Origin of the sequence: Lacipirellula limnantheis (assembly GCF_007746075.1) — a bacterium.
GTDB lineage: Bacteria > Planctomycetota > Planctomycetia > Pirellulales > Lacipirellulaceae > Lacipirellula > Lacipirellula limnantheis.
In genome coordinates this window covers 2,908,792-2,928,576 of record NZ_CP036339.1, presented here as the reverse complement: position 1 = coordinate 2,928,576, position 19,785 = coordinate 2,908,792, and the positions used below count along the sequence as shown (strand labels likewise).

At 61.2% G+C, this 19,785-nt stretch carries 13 protein-coding genes; 1 reads left to right on the top strand and 12 read right to left on the bottom strand.

Annotated elements, in window-relative coordinates:
- Position 1 precedes the first annotated feature (1 nt).
- The 12 genes from I41_RS11450 to I41_RS11390 all read right to left on the bottom strand — a co-directional run bounded on the left by I41_RS11450 (position 2) and on the right by I41_RS11390 (position 18,491).
- Complete coding sequence (locus I41_RS11450; protein WP_168206824.1) at positions 2 to 517, bottom strand: DUF2760 domain-containing protein; 516 nt, start codon at positions 515 to 517, stop codon at positions 2 to 4.
- A gap of 612 nt (positions 518 to 1,129) precedes the next feature.
- Positions 1,130 to 2,584, bottom strand: coding sequence for a DUF1501 domain-containing protein (locus I41_RS11445; protein WP_145432716.1), 1,455 nt, complete (start codon positions 2,582 to 2,584; stop codon positions 1,130 to 1,132).
- A 24-nt stretch (positions 2,585 to 2,608) separates the two neighbouring features.
- Positions 2,609 to 5,665: a DUF1553 domain-containing protein gene (locus I41_RS11440; RefSeq protein ID WP_145432714.1), complete on the bottom strand. Its 3,057-nt coding sequence runs from the start codon at positions 5,663 to 5,665 to the stop codon at positions 2,609 to 2,611.
- A 971-nt stretch (positions 5,666 to 6,636) separates the two neighbouring features.
- Positions 6,637 to 7,065 carry a DUF6855 family protein gene (locus I41_RS11430; RefSeq protein ID WP_145432710.1) on the bottom strand — a complete coding sequence of 143 codons (429 nt, stop codon included), beginning with the start codon at positions 7,063 to 7,065 and terminating at the stop codon, positions 6,637 to 6,639.
- Positions 7,065 to 7,529 (bottom strand): SRPBCC domain-containing protein, encoded by a 465-nt coding sequence (locus tag I41_RS11425; protein ID WP_145432708.1) that lies wholly within the window; start codon positions 7,527 to 7,529, stop codon positions 7,065 to 7,067. Before I41_RS11425 ends, I41_RS11430 begins: the two co-directional genes overlap by 1 nt.
- 626 nt (positions 7,530 to 8,155) lie before the next feature.
- The gene (locus I41_RS11420; RefSeq protein WP_145432705.1) at positions 8,156 to 8,599 is read right to left on the bottom strand and encodes a hypothetical protein; all 444 of its coding nucleotides are present in this window, start codon (positions 8,597 to 8,599) and stop codon (positions 8,156 to 8,158) included.
- Positions 8,600 to 9,064: 465 nt separating this feature from the next.
- Positions 9,065 to 10,693 (bottom strand): MFS transporter, encoded by a 1,629-nt coding sequence (locus I41_RS11415; protein ID WP_210421166.1) that lies wholly within the window; start codon positions 10,691 to 10,693, stop codon positions 9,065 to 9,067.
- Between the two features lie 54 nt (positions 10,694 to 10,747).
- Positions 10,748 to 11,749, bottom strand: coding sequence for a glutaminase A (gene glsA / locus I41_RS11410; RefSeq protein WP_145432703.1), 1,002 nt, complete (start codon positions 11,747 to 11,749; stop codon positions 10,748 to 10,750).
- A gap of 33 nt (positions 11,750 to 11,782) precedes the next feature.
- Positions 11,783 to 12,985: a M20/M25/M40 family metallo-hydrolase gene (locus I41_RS11405; protein ID WP_145432701.1), complete on the bottom strand. Its 1,203-nt coding sequence runs from the start codon at positions 12,983 to 12,985 to the stop codon at positions 11,783 to 11,785.
- Positions 12,986 to 13,061: 76 nt separating this feature from the next.
- On the bottom strand, positions 13,062 to 14,681 hold the full coding sequence (locus I41_RS11400) for an AbgT family transporter (RefSeq protein WP_145432699.1): 1,620 nt from the start codon (positions 14,679 to 14,681) through the stop codon (positions 13,062 to 13,064).
- A gap of 70 nt (positions 14,682 to 14,751) precedes the next feature.
- The gene (locus I41_RS11395; protein WP_145432698.1) at positions 14,752 to 16,566 is read right to left on the bottom strand and encodes an SLC13 family permease; all 1,815 of its coding nucleotides are present in this window, start codon (positions 16,564 to 16,566) and stop codon (positions 14,752 to 14,754) included.
- A 188-nt stretch (positions 16,567 to 16,754) separates the two neighbouring features.
- Positions 16,755 to 18,491: a DcaP family trimeric outer membrane transporter gene (locus I41_RS11390; RefSeq protein ID WP_145432696.1), complete on the bottom strand. Its 1,737-nt coding sequence runs from the start codon at positions 18,489 to 18,491 to the stop codon at positions 16,755 to 16,757.
- A gap of 278 nt (positions 18,492 to 18,769) precedes the next feature.
- Between I41_RS11390 and I41_RS11385 the strand changes: the two genes are divergently transcribed.
- Positions 18,770 to 19,564 (top strand): hypothetical protein, encoded by a 795-nt coding sequence (locus I41_RS11385; protein ID WP_145432694.1) that lies wholly within the window; start codon positions 18,770 to 18,772, stop codon positions 19,562 to 19,564.
- Positions 19,565 to 19,785 lie beyond the last annotated feature (221 nt).

The following is a 19,785-nucleotide window of genomic DNA, read 5'->3' as shown; positions in this document are numbered from 1 at the left end:
ATCATCCCAGTTGAACTTCGGCGGGCGCGACGACGAGCGCTCCCTTGCCGCTCCCGGTCCAGGTCGGCAGGTCGCACTTGGTCGCTTGCCAGCCGGCATGCATCAGCTTGCCCGCGAACGGCGGCTCGCGCGAGAGGTCGCCCGTCAGCCTGTAGCATTCCGTTTCATAGTGCGCCGGAACTTGAACCGTCGCGCCCTCTTCCTGCTCAAGCATTGGCCGCAACGCAAAGACTCGCGCCAATACCTTGCCGCAATCTCGCAGTACGTCCCGCGCGGCGGCGCCGATCTGCGCGTCCGAGTAGCCGTCGAGCGATTCGTTGACGATGTCGACAAACCGCGCTTCCCGTTGGAGCGTCGCGAGCAAGGTGACGGCATCGCTACGCGACGCTGATACGACCGCCGGCGAGCACGGCGCCGCGGCAGAGGCCTGATTTTTCGCAAGAGGCGCGTCTTTCAATAACAACTCGCAGCGGTTGGCGAACTCCCCATGCAGCAACACGTTGAAAAAACACTTCATGGCTAACCAAACTCGCATTCAAGTACGTCTCCCATAGGACCGGCTTCAAGGCGTCGGACTCGCGGCCGCTCGCTGGCGCATCGACGCTTCAAAATACCGCCAGAAGCGCCCGACAGACAGAGGACAGAAACATTTACGAAGCCTGGACGCAGCATGCACCCTTGCTCGTCGCGTCGCTGTTGAGAATTTGCAACGTGCCATGGAGCCCGGACCAAGAGTGAAGTCGACGGATGGTCCGATGCCAACGTTGCGTCACCTCGCTTCGTCTTGAGCCTTTGGATTGGTTGCCGAAGACCACGGCATGCTCGTGTCCGCGGGACTTCTGGTACATCAACTCGCACGGCGGCACCGCGATGCGCCTGCGCAGGCCCTGCGACTCCTGGGGCGGCCTTTCTTTAAATATCAGCTAACCGATGGCTGCGATTGAAGCGTATTCCGCTTACCAAGAGCACCGGCGGCTGCTCCCCCGGCAAAAAAAGGGCATGAGCGCGCCATCCGACCTCCGTCGCATCATGAGTCAACGTGACGGTAGCATCTTTCGACTGGGGCGACTGGCGAGCTTGGAGGCATTGCGAACCTCCGCAGGAAATCGCCAGTCGGAGACCGCCGCACTCAAGTGAGGATGTCGCGTACGACCGTTCCGTGGACGTCAGTCAGTCGATACTGACGCCCTTGGAACGCGAAAGTGAGCCGCTCGTGATCGATTCCCAAACAGGCGAGCACCGTCGCCTGAAGGTCATGAATATGCACGGGACCCTCGATCACATTGAAACTGAAGTCGTCGGTGCGGCCATAACGAATGCCCGGCTTCACGCCGCCGCCAGCGAGCCAGATTGAGAACGCTCGACCATGGTGATCGCGGCCGTAAGTTTCACGGGTCACCGCGCCCTGGCTGTACACGGTACGGCCAAACTCACCGCCCCAAACCACGAGCGTCTCTTCTAGGAGTCCGCGCTGCTCAAGATCAAGTATCAACGCCGCAGACGCCTGATCCACGTCGCGAGCGAGCGATGCAATGTTGTTGGGTAAGTCGCCATGGTGGTCCCAGCCGCGATGATAGAGTTGGATGAATCGCACGCCTCGCTCGGCCAGGCGACGGGCCATGAGGCAATTTCTCGCATAGGTGCCTGCCTTCCGTGCATCTTCGCCGTAGAGCGCAAAAGTACTCTCAGATTCGTCTGCCACGTCGGCAAGTTCAGGCACCGAGGTCTGCATGCGAGCCGCCAGCTCATACTGCGCGATGCGAGTTTGAATCTCTGGATCGCCGACCGCCTCAAACCGCCGCTGATTGAGCTCTTCAAGCGCCGCCAACCACGAACGACGCGTCGTGGGATGCAGACCGGTAGGGTTGGCCAGGAAGTCGACCGGTTCGCCCGCGCTCCGCAGCTTCACTCCCTGGTGACGGGTGGGAAGAAACCCGCTACCCCAAAGACGAGAGAGCAGCCCCTGGTCGGGCCGGCCGTTGCTAGGAGTCGAAATGAGCACGACGAATGCAGGCAGGTTGTCGCACTCGGACCCAATGCCATAGTCGATCCACGATCCCATGGATGGTCGACCTGGCTGTTGCGACCCTGACTGGAGGAACGTAATCGCGGGGTCGTGGTTGATGGCTTCCGTACGCAGCGAATTGACGACGCAAAGTCGATCGCCGATCTTCTGGGTAAACGGCAACAGATTTCCGATCGGGGTGCCGCAGTTCGGCGTTGCCCTGAACCCAAACCGACTGGGCGCGATCAACAGTTCGCCCTGACCGCTCACCATGCCGGTGATCCGTTGGCCCTGCCGCACCGACTCCGGCAGTTCGGTGCGAAAGCGACTATCAAGTTGCGGCTTGTAGTCGAGTAATTCAAGTTGCGACGGACCTCCCGCCTGAAAGAGATAGATGACTCGCTTCGCGCGCGGTGCGATGTGCAGCCGCGAAAGCTGCGGCGTTGGCAGGCCCCCTATCGGCGCCACTGCGGCGTCGCCGCCTAAGCAGCTGAGTGCGGCGACCCCAAGCCCGAGGCTGGTGTGCTGGAGAAATTGGCGACGACCGGCGAAAATAGCGAATCGATCAAGCGGCGACATGTTGGCCCAGTCCGACGTGGTCGTTTAGTTTCGATTGATGGCTTCGTCGAGATTCAACAGCAAACTCGCGAGGCTGGCATACGCGGCCAATTCGACGTCGTTCGCACCCTGCGATCGTGCAGCGTCCCCGACAGCGAGGACCGCGTCGGTGATGGACGCTCCATCGGCAAAATCACGTCGCTGGCGGGCGAGCAGATCGACCAGCGTCAATAGTTCTTCTGGGCTAGGCTGGCGAGCCGTCACGATGCGAAAACCCCATGCGAGACGAGTCGCATCATCGGTCCCGCCTTCGTTCATCATTCGTTCGCCGAGCTTCCGCGCGGCTTCCAAGAATGTCGGGTCGTTCATCAGCGCCAGTGCTTGCAGCGGCGTATTCGTGGGGCTGCGCCGCGCAACGCAGAACTCGCGGTCGGGCGAGTCGAACGTCGCTAACGTCGGATGAGGAACCGTCCGTTTCCAAAAGGTGTACATGCTGCGGCGGTAGAGATCCCCGCCGGAGCCGACCGTGTAGCGCGACCCCGGATAGTCGGCTGCCACCACGATGCCCATGTAATAATCTGGCGGCTGATAGGGGTACGCGGGCGGCCCGCCGACGGCCGGATTCAGCAACCCACTAACGGCGAGCGCCTGGTCGCGAACCATTTCCGCAGTGAGCCGTTGCCGGGGACCGCGGGCCAGCAGGCGATTCTCGGGATCCCGCTGCCACATTTCGGCCGTTGCCGCCGAATCTTGCTGATAGGTTGCGCTCCCGACAATCAGGCGTACCATATGCTTTAGGTCCCAACCATTCTCGATGAACTCCGCGGCGAGAAAGTCGAGTAGTTCAGGGTGTGACGGCCATTCCGACTGAACGCCAAAGTCGCTCGCCGTTTTCACTAACCCTACGCCAAAAAGCTGCTGCCATAAGCGATTCATCACCACTCGCGCCGTGAGGGGGTGGCGAGGGTCAGTAAGCCAACGGGCGAGCGTAAGACGATTGCGAGGCGCGTCCTCAGGCAATGGTAGTCCCAGCGATCGAGGGACGTCGGCCGTCACCAGCTCGCCATGCACATCGTACTGGCCTCGCAGTAGGACATGCGTACGGCGAGGTTCCGGCATCTCTTGCATGACCATCACTTGGGGGAACGAGCGTTCGAGTTCCAACCGTTGAGCATGGGTCGTACGCCATGCGTTCCAAGCATCTTCAATCTTCACGTCGCTTGCCGCTCGCCGGAGGGCGTTCGCCAGGAATCGTCGCGTACGATTGGACTGCCGCAGCGCCGCAGACGCCACCGTTGCATCCCTGACTATTTCGTCTTGGATTGCCGACTCGAACAGCGCAGCGTCAACCGGTCCAGCGGACAATTGCAGCAGGCGAAGCTCGCCAGCGAACCGGTCGTCCGTGTTGCGATTGGTATGGCCGACGCGGATTGGCTCGTTGATGACCACATCGCCCGTGAGCCCATCCCGTCGGATCATCGTCGCCGACTCAATCCCATCGACAAAGATTCGCACATCGCGAGCCTTATTGCCGGTGACGATCACTGCCACGTGGCTCCATTCATTTACCGACAGCTCGCGACGACTGACGACGTGCGTCGCATATGCTGGCCAGCGCACGGCCAGACGTACATCGACAGCGCCTGCGCTGGTGAATCCGACCTCGGCGCCCGCGCCGTACCCTCCAGCGGAGCGCGGAGTCGCGTAATTCATCGTTGACATCAACGGGACTGGGGCCTCAGCGCCCTTGCGGTTGATCCACGCTGATAGCGACCATCCCTCGTTCGTGCTGAGCGGCTTGGCTGGCGTGATCTCGAAACCATCATCGGGGAAGCCTTGCGACTCGGAGAACAAATCAACCGCGAGCTGCGGCGGCGACGCATCGGCACGCCCCTCGGCGGGCGCCGTGGCCAGCGGTTCCGAGCTGCTGGCCATGATTAAGCGCCGCAACTTCTTCCGCTGCTGGCTCTCTTGGCGTTTTAACGCCCGTAGGCGGCCTTGATCCGCCGACGACGGGGCCGGCATCAAGGGCGCCGCGTTCGCGATCCGACCATCTTCGCCCGTCTCATCGATGTTGTTGAAAAACGCGAAGAATTGATAGTAGTCCCGTTGCGAGATCGGATCGAACTTGTGATCGTGGCAACGGGCGCACTCAAGCGTCAGACCCAGCCATGCCATTGACGTCGTGCGGACCCGGTCAGCGACGTACTCGACGCGATACTCTTCGTCGATAATGCCGCCTTCGGAGTTGATCACGTGGTTGCGATTGAAGCCGGTCGCCAATCGCTGGCTCTGCGAAGCGTGGGGGAGCAAGTCGCCCGCCAACTGTTCGGCAATAAACTGATCGTAGGGCATATTGTCGTTGAATGCCTTGACGACCCAATCTCGCCAAGGCCACATCGTGCGGGCCGCGTCGTTATTAAACCCGTGCGTATCGGCATAGCGCGCCACGTCAAGCCACTCGGTTGCCATGCGTTCGCCGTAGTGGGGACTAGCCAGGAGTTCATCGACCGCCGCCGCGGCAGGATCCGTTGCCGCTTGCCAGCGAGTCAGTTGTTCGGCGCTTGCAGGTAGGCCCGTAAGGTCCAAACTCAAGCGGCGCAGTAGCGTGGGCAGTGGGGCCCGCTGCGACGGCGTCAGGTCGTTGGCGTTTAGCTGGTCCGCCACGAAGCGGTCGATAGCACTGCGTCCCCAATCGTCCCCTTCTTGAGCGGGCAGAGCGGGACGTTTAATCGACTTGAATGCCCAATGCACGTCATAGGCGGCGCCTTCCTGAATCCACTGAATCAGCGTCTCGATTTGCTGAGGCGTGAGGGCGCGATGCGAATCGGGGGGCGGCATTTGGTCATTGGGATCGATCGATTGAATTCGCTGGACCAAGTTGCTCGCCGCGGGCATGCCTGGCACGATGGCGCCCGAGGCGTATGCGTGGGCTGGGACGTCCAAACGCAATTCGCCTTGCCGTTGAGCGGCGTCGGCTCCATGACAATGAAAACAATTCTCCGACAGAATGGGGCGCACTTCGCGGTTGAAATCGACGACTTCAGCGCCTGCCGCCGCATGGGTGAGTAGGACCAAGAGTGCTGCATCGAGAACTTTCATGCGTCTAAGTCTTCACCTGCGTCCGGACGTTGATCGGTCGAACTCGAACTGAGCGATAGTTTAGATCGATAAGAATATCGCGCTCGCATTTCGCCAACCCAAAGAGTCGTCGTTCAAGGCCAGCCGAATTGCTGACCACCGCTCAGAACCCTTGCGTCCTGTTCGATCGCGGCGGGACAAGTCGCTCCCAAGTCTGGAGCGGAGAGAGTATCCTACTCCGCTCGTGACGAGCTTTCAAACTCAGGGCAAGTTAAGAGGCTCATGACGCCGGAACATATCAGCCGGTCGCTGAGCCTGGCGAGGGTCTGGGAGCAGCGAAAATGGCCTGTGCATTCGTCGTCGTCACGCGTACGCGCCGCCGGACATGCCGCCTCGGGCATGTCTTGTGATGGATGTGAGCGATATCGATGCCGCCAGAACGCGTCCGATCGCACTCAACCGCAGCTCTGACTTCGGTGAGTCCACGGCATGGGACGCCGTTAACCTCTTGGTCGAAAGTCTATATCACTGCCTTAGGAGCCCTATGTCTTGTGAGGCGGTGACATCTCCTGCGCCTTTCATCACGACTTTCCAATCGCGCCGCGCTCCCTGCGACAATGATAGCGTCTCGCCGCCCACAGCGTTGAGAGGCTTAGTCTCGCCACGGTCCGGCATTTGGCAGTTGAGGAAGCCCTCTCAATGGACGCGGGTCTACGTGCGGTTTCATCGTGGTAGAATGCGGCGGCGTCCAGAGGCGTCTATCTTGGCGATTCACATCAGCATCACGCGACACGAACTGTTCAATGCCTGCAAGATCACCGTCGCGCGCGGTGTAGTGAAATTCTATACGACCATCTTCCTCTAATGCTTCTGCCTGCTTTGCGAATGCCGGAAAAAGCCACCGAAGCCAAACGCCGGCGGTAACCGGGCCGCCGCCAATCACCATTGACTTCACGAACGACGCGATCGGCGTCGCCTGGTCCAACGCATTGTTATCCGCTCTTCGTCTTCAATCGCATTCGATTGTCGCGTGCGTTGTGTTCAACCTCAGCGAGACCAAGGTGCTCCATCAGCGGTGGAATGTACATCGCGAAGCGGCCACGAAAATTCTTCTTCAAGCCGTACCAGCCGCCAATGGGATTGTCTTTGGAACGCGCCCAATGTTCTACCGTGCCTTCTTGGGTTTCTTGCTTCTCGTCCTTACTACCCAATCGCATCCAATCGCTGTGGCGTTTGAGCATTGCCGTCAGGTCCTCGATACATCGCAGATCGTAATACAGTACTGTCTTTCCAACCGTGCATACGAGGACGTCGGCCCCGTCCTTTTCGTCCACATGGATTGTATAGCAAGCGGTGCCCGGCGGCGTCTTGAGTTCGAGCGGTTCGTCCTTCGTGCCAATGTTCTTGCGGTAAGCGGGCATTAGCTTCTCTCCTCTGCCGCTTTTTTCAGGTCGGCAGCGAATTGGTTGAAGGCATCATCAAACGACGGAATCATTCTTGCAAAGAGGGGGAAGATCGGCCCGCCAATCGTCTCAACCATTGAAAACCGTGTTGCACCGTTGGGTTCGGGGCTGAGCGTGAAAACCCGTGTACCCATGGCATCGCCCCAAGCAAGCCGTGCCTGAGGTTCGAACTCCTTGACCTTCAATTTGAACTTCCGGTCCGGCGCGAGCGTTGATCGCAACACAATCTTCTCACCGGGCGCGATCTTCCCTGTCAGTTCAACTATAGTGCTGTTCCAAGCTGAGAACTCCTCCGCGATCGTCAACAGTTTCCATATAGTGTCGGGCGACGCGGCAATTTCGATAGCCACGGAGGTCTGGCGGCTAAAGAGCTTCTTGATGGTAATCGCTTTGCCGCTAGGCGGTGCGTATGAATCGCTCATTGGGTCACCGTGTGAATCTAGATCTGAGTCGTCGCGGATAACTGAGTCTTAGATGGCCAGGGTATTGCCAGCTGGGCGCCGAACGCTGCCGCCTAGCCTCGTAAGTGACAGTTTAGCCGCGGGTTGCGACCGGTTCCCACTTCACTCTGAATGACTGACTGTTTCTGCCTGGCGCTCGTCGCCCCGCCGTTTGAGATCGTCGGCGGGGCTGCGGAAGCCGCGGCCTCCTCTGTTAAACACGTTCGTCTAGATCATGGTCGTGCGTCGCCCTTGTGACCCTGTAGTTCTTACAAAGTACGGGTATCATAACCGTCGGCATGGCAAACGAATGACGAAACGCGTGGCTGGCGCCCCGCCTGGCGATACCCGCTTCGCGAACAGCGGTCTTCAGCGACCGTTTGAACAGCGATTCGCCGATTTGATGACGACCCTGCTCTCTCGTCTTGGAATATCGCCAGCAAAGCTGCAGCGGAAATACATACTGCCAGCACCACGCTTGGTCCCATTGTCCTGCGAAGTCAATCAGACCGACGGGACCGCAGTGCACTGCTGCCCGACGTCACCCCGCGGTGACTTCGGCTCCATGCCGTCGACACCGGCTCGACACGACGCCGGAGCGTTCGGCATCACTCCGCATCGCCGGTTCCGTGATCGACGCCAGTCTTTCCTGACGGCGTCGCTGCGGCGCGCCGGAGTTGCCGATGGCAGTTAACGCAGCTAAGCGTCAGTTGATTGAAGCCCATCGTCACCCCTTCGATGTTCTCGGCCTGGGCCTGCTGCTGAATCTCCTCGACGGCGAACTCGAACGAACGCAACTGGGTACGATAACCGGGCGCGGTGCGGCGAACCAACCCTTCCACCTTGCTCACGTTCTTGAGCTTCTCCGTGCTCGCCACGATCGCGGGGAAGTCGGCCCGCGCGAGTGCCGCAAAGACTTTCTGAGACTCCTCCACCTTGACGTCCATCCATTTACTCGACTTCGTCGGCTCGGCGGGAGAGTGCTCTTGCTGGTCAGCCGCTACGGCCAAAGGCGCCCAGAGCATCATCAAGCTAACAAGGGCTAACTTCATCGACGGTTCCTCCAAGAAGGATTGCAAGTGGTAGCGGATTGGCCCAGGTAACGGCAGCCGTCACTAAGTTAAGTTTGGAAGCGTTTTAACGCCAGACAAGATTGGTCGCCCCGAGGCCAACAAATGCGGCCACTGGCGAGGCTCAACGTCTCATAAACGAGACCAATTCCGGCAAGACGCCCGAATTAGCGGAACGGATTGAACGCACCTTCTCGGCAGTTTTGGAGTCACTATCGCTTCGCCAAGAGATCAGCGCTCTCGCCTTTTTTTGGCAAGACTGACCGGCCGCCAAAAAGCAATGGCAGATGGCCTAAGCGACCATGGCCCCAAGCATGCGCACCATCAACTCCGTACGAATCCGTCGCTTGCCGCCGACGCCCCGCATTGCAGTCAGCACAACTCGCCTGGAAAAAGGCGGCGAGTTGTATTGCTAAAGCATTAGTCTGCTTTGCTTTTGAGAGCTTACTAAGCGGTGATTTCTCCTGGTCGATAATTGGGCAGCCAATTGCATGGCACAAGCGCCAGCAGCGACACGCCCGCGAGCATCAGGAACCCTGTCTTCAGAGCTCGCAGACGCGACTCGGAATTGATGCGAACGGCCTCCTCAACTTGCTCGGCAGTGGCGCTTGTTGCTCCAAGGCGCGTCGTCAGTTGATCGTTGTTGATAAAGTTAATGTTGTCGAGATTGAACTCGCCGGCCAATTCGCCTTGCTTGAACTGGGGCGGAAACATTTCACTATCGGTGAGTTCCGAGTGGATCAGCGTGCTGAGGACGCCGACGAGTAGGGCGCCCATCAGCGCGGTGCCGACGGCGGCGGCAAGGTTCTGCGTGACCCCCCGTAGGGAACCGACGTCGCCGGCGAGCTCCTTCGGCGCTGCGGTGACCAGCACATTGAACAGCAGCGTGACCAGGGCGCCCTGGCCGAGTCCGACCGTTAAGAGACCGACGACGACCGGCAGCACGCTCCAATTGTTGCTGGCGACGAATGCCAGCCACGTCGTCCCGATGATCACCAGCGTAAACGCCACGCGGGCAATCGTGCGCGGCGAAAAGCGATTGTAAAGCCGCACGATCAGAATCGCCGTGAAAAAGACGGTGAGCATGAACGGCATCATCGCAATCGACGTCGCCATACTGCTGCGACCTTGCACGATCTGAATGTAGAGCGGCACCGAGAAGTTGATAGCCGCTTCGGTTGCGACGATCGCAAAGAGTGCGATCACGGTGGCCCACTCGCGCGGGGAATCGACGACTTCCAATGCGAGTAGAGGCGTTTTCTTGTTGGCGGCCCGACGATGGGTCCACACAAAAAAGGCCGTCATGATCACGATGCCGACCACGATCATAATGGGCGCCGGGGAGACGCCGAGGAGGTCGGTCGGCGCCGCGGGACGAGCTAGCAGCAGTCCCCAGTTGCGAACATTGTTAAAGCCAAAAGTGATCAGGATGATGCCGGTCGCCGCCAAGACGACGCCGAACCCGTCGATCTTGACGTCGGGGTTCGGGGCAGACGGCTTGAGCCTCCGACTCAGTAGAAGAATGGCGACCGAGTGGACGATCAGCAGCGCGAAGGCGAGCCGCCAGTTGATCATCGCCAGGAAGCCGACGAGGACGAATGCCAGCACGCCGGCGATCGCGCGGGCGGAGCCAAGCCAGCCGACCGCTTCGGCCTGCTGCTTGCCACGGTAGTGATTGGCGATCAGGACGACGAGCGTCGGCACCAGGCCCGCCGCGCCCATGCCGGCGATCGCTTGCGCTGCGAGCATGATTTCGGCCGTCGGGCTGAGTACCATCAGCAGCATCGCGACGGCGAGCATGCCGACGGCGATCTGAAAGAATATCTTGGCGCCGAAGCGCTGACTCAGTTTCGCGCCGAGCAAGATAAAGCCGGAAACGCCCAGCGAGTAGAGGACGATCGCGGTGCCGACCGTCGTCGGCTGGGTATTGAAGCTTTTCACCATGCCGCTCATCGAGACGGGCAGCGCCGCCACGTTGAACGACATCAGCATTTGGCCCATGGCGATGACGATCATGGGCAGCCAGGAATCGCGCGCCTCGGTGGACTCGAGCGAACTTGGGGCGGGACTAGTCATGAAGTGAATCCTGTGTGCGGATGGCGGCGATTCAGGTCGACGACGAGGCTCCGCTCACGACGCTGGCTGTGAGACGAAGAGATCCATTCCCAGACTCTGCGAAAGGTACTTCGCCACGAGCTGACCTTTCACGCTATTGCCGGCCGCGTCGAGCGGCGGGGCGAACGTCCCGAGTCCGCCCTTGCCGGGTGATACGGTGACAATGCCGCCGCCGATCCCGCTCTTGCCTGGAAGTCCAATCTCGTAGAGCCAGTCGCCGGAGGTTTCGTACAGGCCAGCGGTCGCCATCACCGCCAGGGCGTAGTGGCAGACTTGCGGATCAACGACGCGCTGCTTGGTGATCGGGTTCACGCCGCCGTCGGCGAGCGTGGCGCCCATGACGGCAAGGTCTTTCGCGGAGACGTTGAGCGCACACTGCCTCGTGTAGAGGTCGGTGGCGACGGCGGGATCCAAGTAGATGCGGTTAAAGCTCTGCAACAGCCGTGACAGCGATTGGTTGCGGAAGTTCGTCTCCGTGGCTGAGGCATACACTTCGTCGTTGAGCGGCAGCGTCCGACCGGCGAAGCGCGACAGGCCGTCGTGAATGAAGCGCCACTTAGCATCGAGCGTCGCGCCGGGAACGAGGCTTGTCGTGGCAATGGCGCCAGCGTTGACCATCGGATTGGTCCGACCCTCGTCGCCTGCTTCGACGGCGGCGAGCGAATTGAACGCACGGCCGGTGGCGTTGACGCCGATCTTGTCGCGCATTTCTTCGGCGCCGAGTTCCTGACAGACGAGCGCAAAAATGAATGGCTTGGAGACGCTCATGATCGTGAATTCATGATCGGCGTCGCCGACCGCGAAGACCTCGCCGCTGGCGCCAACGACGCAGACGCCGAACAGATCCCTAGGCACGCGGGCCAGCGCCGGATAGACCTGCGAATTATTCCCGTCGGCGTTCGTGCGGTAGCGCTCGTAGGCCTGCGCGACCAGTTCGGCCACGCGCTCGCGGGGCGGAAGATGGCCGGTCGAGATGTAAGAATCGGGGCGTTCGACGTCGGTGAGATGATTGGCCATGGGCCGGTCGCCTTCCGTTGTGGTTCCGTGAGTTCAGTTCTCCAGAGTCGCCAAGGCGACTGCGAGCCGGCAACCCTGGACGTACTCCGGCAAGTCGACGTATTCCTTCACCGTGTGAATCTCGTATTGCCCGGCGCCGAAGGTGACCGTCGGCAGGTCATGATTTACGAGCCAATTGGCGTCAAGCCCCCCGTTGGAGAAGTGTGTCTTGGGCGTGAGACCGAGCGACTCGACCGCACGCTTGCTGCGCATAACGGCTGGCGAATCCTCGGGCAGCTTGAACGACGGATACGACGGCTTGTTGGAGAACTTCACTTCAGCCGTGCCGCCGTCAACGTCGGTCACCTCCTGCTGGGCCGTCGTGAAGGCGTTGCGGTAAGCGGTGGTGATCGATGCAGCGAACTTTGCCTCCGGGCTACGGGCCTCGCCGACGATCTTCACGTAGTCAGTGACGACGTTCGTCGCATCGCCCGCAGGCTGCCCCGGCTTGCCGCCAAAGATGCCGACGTTGCTCGTGCCGTGACCATCGGGTTTATTGATTTTGCCGAACCAGCCCCCGCGCTGCACTTCAGTGAGCGCGATGGCGCCGACGAGGGTGGCGGAAATTCCCTTCTCCGGGGCGACGCCAGCGTGGGCCGCCTTGCCGATAATCTCCGCCTGCCAGTTTTCCTGAGCCACCGCGCCAATGATCAAGTCGCACGCGAGCTTGCCGTCGAAGTTGAAGCAAATCACGGCGCCGCCAAGATCCGCGGGGTCAAGTTCTCGCGCGCCGTGAAGGCCGCTCTCTTCACGAACGGTGAAGAGCAACGTCAGCGGCGGATGCGGAAAGTGGTGCTTTAGCAGCGTCTCGACCAACGTTACGAGCACCGCACAACCAGTTCGATTGTCGCCTCCCAGCGCCGTGGATCCGTCGGTCGTGATGCGATCGCCCTTCCGGATCGGTTTGGCGCCGGCGCAGAGCGGGACGGTATCGAGGTGAGTGGAGAACGCAATCCTGTCGCCGCTTATCGTCCCAGGGAGGGTGACAATCAGATTCCCCGTCTCGGTCGGCAGCGCAATGCGCTCGTTGGCCGTATCGAACCGAATCGCCGACTCGGGAACGCCGAGCGATTTCAGATCGTCGATGATGGCGGCGGCGATCGCGGCCTCGTGGCCGGTGACGCCTTCGACGGCCAGATACCGCATCAGACGGTCTTCAGCGGCGGCCACGTCAAGCAGTTCGATGGGAGTACTCATCATTTCGGATCCGTTCCAAGGTATTCACCAGGCAGAAATTGATTCGCTCCGCAGATTAGGCAGATTCAATCGCCGCCTAGAGTCCCCAAGGGAGCCCCAGCCAGAACCAAGCGGCGAATAGGGCCGTCCAGACAATGAACAGCCAACCGACGTAAGGAAGCATCAGCGCTACTACCGTCCCGACGCCGGCCTCCTTGTCATACTTCTGTGCGAAGCCGACCACCAGCGCGAAATAGGCATTCAGGGGCGTAATCGCATTCATGGGCGAATCGCCAATGCGGTACGCGGCGAGGACCGCTTCGGGATCGACGCCCAACCGGATCAGCAGCGGAACGAAGATCGGTGCGAAGATCGCCCACTTTGCGATGGCGCCGGAAATCAGCAGATCAATGATCGCCACCACGACGATGAACCCGATCAACAGCGCCAGCGGGCCGATATTCGACGATTTCAGGGCGTCTGAGAGCTTCAGCGCGAGAATCGTCCCCATGTTCGAGTAATTGAAGTAGGCGACGAACTGGCTGATGATCAGCAGTAGAAAGATCAGACCGCCGAGACCGGCGATGGCCTTTTCGATGGCCTTAATGATTGCCGACAGGCCTTTGAGCGTGCCGGCGCCGATGCCGTACGCCGCGCCCGTCGCGAGGAAGCTAACCATGATCAGCGCGATCAAGCCGTTCATGAAAGGCGAGTTGCCGATCAACTCGCCGGTTGTTGGGTTACGGAGGGGCGCACCGGCCGGCAGCGTCAGCAGGGCGAAGACGAGTATCACCGCCGCCATCGCCATGCCGGCGAATCGTAGCCCGCGAGCTTCGTCCGCGGAAAGCCCAGCGCTCTCCTCGGCCGGCGTTTCCCCCGCATACTTGCCCAGCCGAGGCTCGATGATGCGCTCCGTGACGAAACCGATCAGCAGCGTGAGCACGATGACCGAGGCAATCGAGAACCAGAGGTTGGAGGTGAGCCCGATCGATAGCTCCGGGTTCACCATGTGGATCGCGTCATTGGTGAACTCGACCAGCACCGCGTCGAGCGGCTTGATCAGCATATTGACCGTAAAAGCGCCTGCGACAGCCGCGAAGCCGAGGGCTAGTCCGGCGAGCGGGTGGCGGCCAAGGCTCATAAACGCGGCGCCGCCCAGCGGGATCAGCACCAAGTACCCGGCGTCGGCGCCGATGCTCGACACGATGCCGACGAACGCCAGAATGTAGGTGAGCGCGCCGCTCGGGGCGACGATCACCAGCTTGCGGATCAGGGCCTTCACCAACCCCGCTTCTTCAGCGACGCCCGCGCCAACCATTGCGACGATCATCAAGCCAACCGCTGTGAACCCCATGAAGTTGGGAATTAGCGACGAGTAGATGAACCGAATGCCGTCGGTCGTCAGAAGGCTTTTTGCGGCGACTTCGCGCGGCTCAATAACGTAGTTCTTCGCATCGATCGCCTGGTAGTCGACGGCCATGCCGAAGTCGTAGGGCATCGATTGGTTCTCGTTCGCTGCGAGCGACTCGGCGGCGGGAACAATCGCCTCGTACGAGACCGACGTGCCGGCGACGAACAACGCATGCGACAGGACGACGACGATCGCAATGAGAATCAGAAAGATCACCGCGGGGTGCGGCACCTTGTTCCCGACGCGTTCGACGACGTCGAGCAACTTCTGCATGAAGCTCTTGGAGGCAGCGGGGGTTTCGCTCATCGGCGTCGCCTGGAGGAAGTGTAAAAACTCTGATCGCGAACGTGTCGAACGATGGGCCAACGCTACGGGATCACGGCGGCAATAGCCAGGGGACCAACGCGACGCTGACGGCCATCACAATGAGGCTGAAGGGAACGCCGAGCTTGATGAAATCACCGAAGGTATAGCGTCCCGGCGTCACCACGAGCGTGTTCACCGGCGAGGACACGGGGGTCATGAACGCGGTCGAAGCGGCGAGCGCAACGATCATTGCGAACGGCCGCGGCGAAAGGCCAAGTTCCTCGGCAATCGAAATCGCCACGGGGGCCATGAGTACTGCCGTGGCGGTGTTCGAAATGAACATCCCGAGAATCGCCGTGATGGCGAAAATAGTCGCCAGGACCACGCGAACGCCGGCGCCGCCGACGAAATTCATCACCAAGTCCGCCGCGAGATCAACGCCGCCGGTCCGTTCCAGCGCGATCGAAAACGGTAACATGCCGACGATTAAGACAAGCGTCTTCCAGTCGATCGAACGGTACGCGCTATTAAGATCGACGCAACCGCAGAGGCCCATCAGCAAGCAGCCGATCAGAGCGGCCTGGACGTTCGGAACGACGCCGCTGACCATGAGTCCAATGGCTATCAACAAGCAGATCACCGCCTGGAGCGCCTTCCCGGGCACGGGAAGCACGTCGTCGAGTTCCACCGGCAGGTTGAACGCCACCAAGTCGGAAGTCGCCTGCTGCAGATTGCGGATCGCCCGCCACGGACCAATCACCAATAAGGTGTCGCCGACCTTCAGATCTTCGTGCTGCAGTTCGCCGTCAAACGCCGCAGAGCTGCGCCGCAATCCAACGACCGTGAGGCCGTAGCGGTCGCGGAACGAGGCGTCGGCGATCGACTGCCCCGCCAGCGGCGAGGTCGCCGGCACGATCACCTCGGCCATGCCGATCTCTTGCGACATATCGGAGAAGTAAGCGCCGGTGAGCGGCAACTCCTCCAGGCCAAACTGCCGGCGCATTTCCGCGGCGGTCGTCTCGGACGCGAAGACGTCGACGTAAAGAATGTCGCCGACGCGGAGCTCCGTCGACGACTCGGGTTGGATCAACGTGGCGTTGCGGTCAATCGCCACCAGGCGGGCGTCCGCGACGCCAAGCCGCATCGCAGCGAGCGTCGTCCCAGCAAGCATCGAGCCAGGCAGGATACGGACGCGATGTTCGCGGTTGGAAAGATGATATTCGTCGATCCAATCGGCCATGCGTGGTCGGCGACGCCCGCTAGCCGCTTCTTCGGCCGTCGAACTTAGCCAACGGCTGGCGAACGTCATGTAAACAATAGCCAGCGCCAGAATCGGCGCGCCGAAGGGCGTGAAGCTGAAGAATTGGAAACCGTCGAACCCCTGGCGAATCAGCTCGCTGTTGACGACGAGGTTGGGCGCCGTCGCGATGAGCGTCATCATGCCGCTGATGAGCGCGGCAAAACTCAGCGGCATCATCAGCCGGCTCGGGGAGATCCTCATGTTGTCGGCAATCCGCAGCGCGACGGGGATAAAAATCGCCGTCACGGCGGTCGAACTCATCGACGAGCCAAGGCCGCAGACCACCAACATGAGCAATGCCAGGAGTCGCGTCTCACTGCCGCCAGCCTTGGCCGCGAGCCAATCGCCCAAGCGGCGAGCGACGCCGGTGCGCACCAAGCCGTCGCCGAGAACGAACAGCACGGCAATCAGCACAATGTTCGGATCGGCAAACCCGGCCAGGGTCTCGCCGACCGTCACCACGCCGGTGAACGGCAGCATGGTCAGCATGATGAGCGCCACCGCATCCATCCGCGGCTTGTTGATCGCGAACATGGCGATCGCAGCGGCAAGGAGTCCGACGACGATGGCAAGTTCAGCGTTCATGGGCGGCCCCCAGTTGACGGCCGCGTCGCGTCGCTAACGACGCCCCTTCGCACATGATGCATGATCAATCAATCGAGAAGTCGGCGGCAGTCGGAATCCCGCTGCGGCAAACGCTACATCGGGCAGGGACGGCCTAGTTATAGCAGTTTTTAGCAGCTGCTACACCCAGCTCCGACAAGTGAAATCGCTCAGAAGTTGTACTGAAACAGCGTCTGGATCCGGTTCGCGTCGCCGCGTTGTCCGTTGAGATTCTGCCTGACGCCGTGGAGATACTCGACCGCGATCGACATATTGCGCACCGGAATCCACCAGAGGCTACTCGCCACGTACTGGGCTCCGTCGTAGGTCGTGCCGGCCTGCCCGCCGACGCTGTCGACGGTCACTTCCGAGTAGGTGAAGTTGCTCAGCCATTGCTCGTTGTACCAGTGCTCGTAGCTCGTCGTCCAACCGGCCGCAAACGGGAGGTCGAACGCGCCTGTGATCGGATCCACCTGCCCGTCGAGGCCGAGACCGGTGGTATCCTGAATGTAGCGGCCGACGCCGTAACCGGCGGTGTACTGGGCGAGAATCCGCGAGCGTTCCAACCCAGTGGGATTGGCTTTGTGGATCGGGTCACTACCGATCAGCGCGGCCCACGGGTGAAACACAGTCGAGGCGCTGCCTCCCCAGCCCCCGCGGCGAGTCAGTTCGCCGACGTTCGGTTGATAGCCAATTGCGCGCCCCAAGCCCGAGAGCTGCAGATGCCCCAGATCGCCTTCGTAGCGCATATGCGTCGCGAGATCAGGCGTGTCCTGCACGTTTGTGCCAAGGCCATTGGTGGTAATGTCCGAAAACGGTTGCTCGACGCCGCCGGCCCAATAGATTTTGTCGGTGACGGGAATCGTCACCCGCGCCCCGGGGCGGCGCTGGTTCGCCAAGCCGCGCGGACCGGCGAAATCGGCCGTGCTGGGCCACGAGTTGCTATCCATGAACACGGTGTTCTGCTGACCGAAGCGAAAGTACCCAAAGTCGACGAATGCAAAGCGGAGGCGGAACGGATTGCCGCCGGCGCCAGCGGCTTGCGCATTGCCGTTGAAGAAATCGCCTTCGATGAACGTGTGGGCATTCCATTCCTTGAAGGCCGTCGGCGTCCAGGTTTCGATCGCGAAGCGGCTGTACCGCGCACTCATGTTGAAATTCTGTCCCGACTCCTGCGGAACCGAAATCGTGTTCGTCACGAAGTCGTCGCGGCTGCCGATCGGGTCGAAGTCGAACATGCCGCCCAGTCGCACGAAGCCGCGGAGTCGCATTGACGTCGCCGAGCCGGGAACAAGAAATGACCCCGGCATCATGCCGCGCACGACGCCGTCGGCGCGCTGTGAGGGCGTGGGAACAGGCGGTGGAGTGAGCGGCGTGAATTCGGGGACGCCCGGCGCCTCTTGGAATTCGCGGGCTTCGTAGCCCGAAGGCGCGTAGTCGGCCAACGGACGCGCGCCGATGCCGGCCGTGTTGTAATAGTCGGGGCGGTAGTAGTAGGCGGGGAGTTGCCGCCCGAAGCCGAAGTAATCAGTCACGAACTCGCCAAGCCCCGTCTCGCGATCGACGATGCCTTGATCGTCCCCCAGCGGCGGATAATCCGTGGTGGGAGGCGCCAACGCGCCTTCGCTTGTGACGGACAGCGGCGCGTAGGGAACTTCGGCTGCCTCCACGCCGCCGACGGCTGGAGCGTCGACCTTCGGGAAGCCGTTCGGAAACACGAGGAAGGCATTCGAGTCGGCGACGGGCGGGATTTCTTCGACGACGGGAAGAGCCTGCGGCGGCGGCAGCGTCGGGAGCTCCAAGCGGGACTGCGCGGCGGCGCCCTGCGGCCGACAAAGCACGACGGTTCCCGCTAGCAGGGCTAGCCGGAATGCTGCTGCGCGGCCGCTGGCAACGCGAATGCCCAAACCTGTTGATCCGAGTGTTGAAGAGAGAGAGGAGGGTCGCGAGTTGTGAGATCACCCCACTCGACGTTATCGGCAAGGCTTGCCAAACGGATGAGAGTTCCTACCGACAGGGTGTAGTTTGAGGGCTTCGGGAGGTTTTCCGGTCAGCTAGCAAACGCGGGCGCCGGCGACTTGTGGCAACGACGCCGCAGCGGCGGGTCGACTGAAGCAGATAGAGCGCCGGTAGGCTGCGCCGATTGACGGCGACAAGGGGTTCGACTTAGGGAGGAGTTCGACGCGTGTCACACCATCGCAGGTGCGTCTACTCGCTGTTGGCGTGGGGCGTGTTCGCCGCAGTTCCCATTGCTCCGTCGGCGAACGGCTCCGACGGAGCCGACTCCGCCTATCGGATCGTCCTCCGTTCGCGAGAAGCGCAAGCGACGCCGGCCAACAGCAAAGCGTCCCAGACCGGCGGCGGGTCGATTGTCGTCGACCAGCCGTCGCCCAATACGGTCGTCATTCGTATGGGCGGATCGGCTGCCGCAGGATCGACTTTCCATTGCTCCAGCGCCGGCATCAACTTCGCACTGCTGCAAGACCTGGAAGTCGTGTCGACGCGCGCGGGGGTCCGCCCACCGCGAATCGGCATGATGGGGCGGCTCGTCGGCGCGCTCACCGTGACCGATCCCGAAAAATGGCAACATGCCGACGGTTCGGCGACGCAAGGCCCGGCCAATGCGGCACTCTGGTGTTGCGAGAACTCTATCTTGGCGATCGACATGCCCTCGGCCGGCGTCGCCTGCGGCCAGAAGCTGGCGATCAACAATCAATCGGGCCCGTGCGAGGCGTCCGCCGTAACGGGCTGCTATCGGCTCACGGCGAACTTCCAAGTCGCCGCGACTCAAGGAAAGGGCGTCTGGCATCGGCAATATGCGGTCGCTGACTTCGACACCGCGCCGCAACTGGACGCTTTTTGGGCCGACGGGCTGAAGCCCTTCCGCGCCGTCCCGCGCGATGAGTTTGGCTTCACGCTGGTAGTGCGCGTCGTGGAAGATGCGCCGCACGACGCTGTGTCGAGAACGCCTCAACCCTGACTGACATCTGAAACCAACTGGCTCTCGTACGTGCCTGCTGCGTTCGTTGGGATTCCGCTCGCTTACATGAGCGCTAGATCGAATCATCGACGACGATGAACTCAAGCATTGACCCGACTCAGCCGCGACCTGTTCTAGGACGCGCCCTCAGCAAGCACCTCAAGACTCTTCATTCGGGTTTTCGATACCTGGCCGATGGCGTCATCAATTTCTTTTTTGCG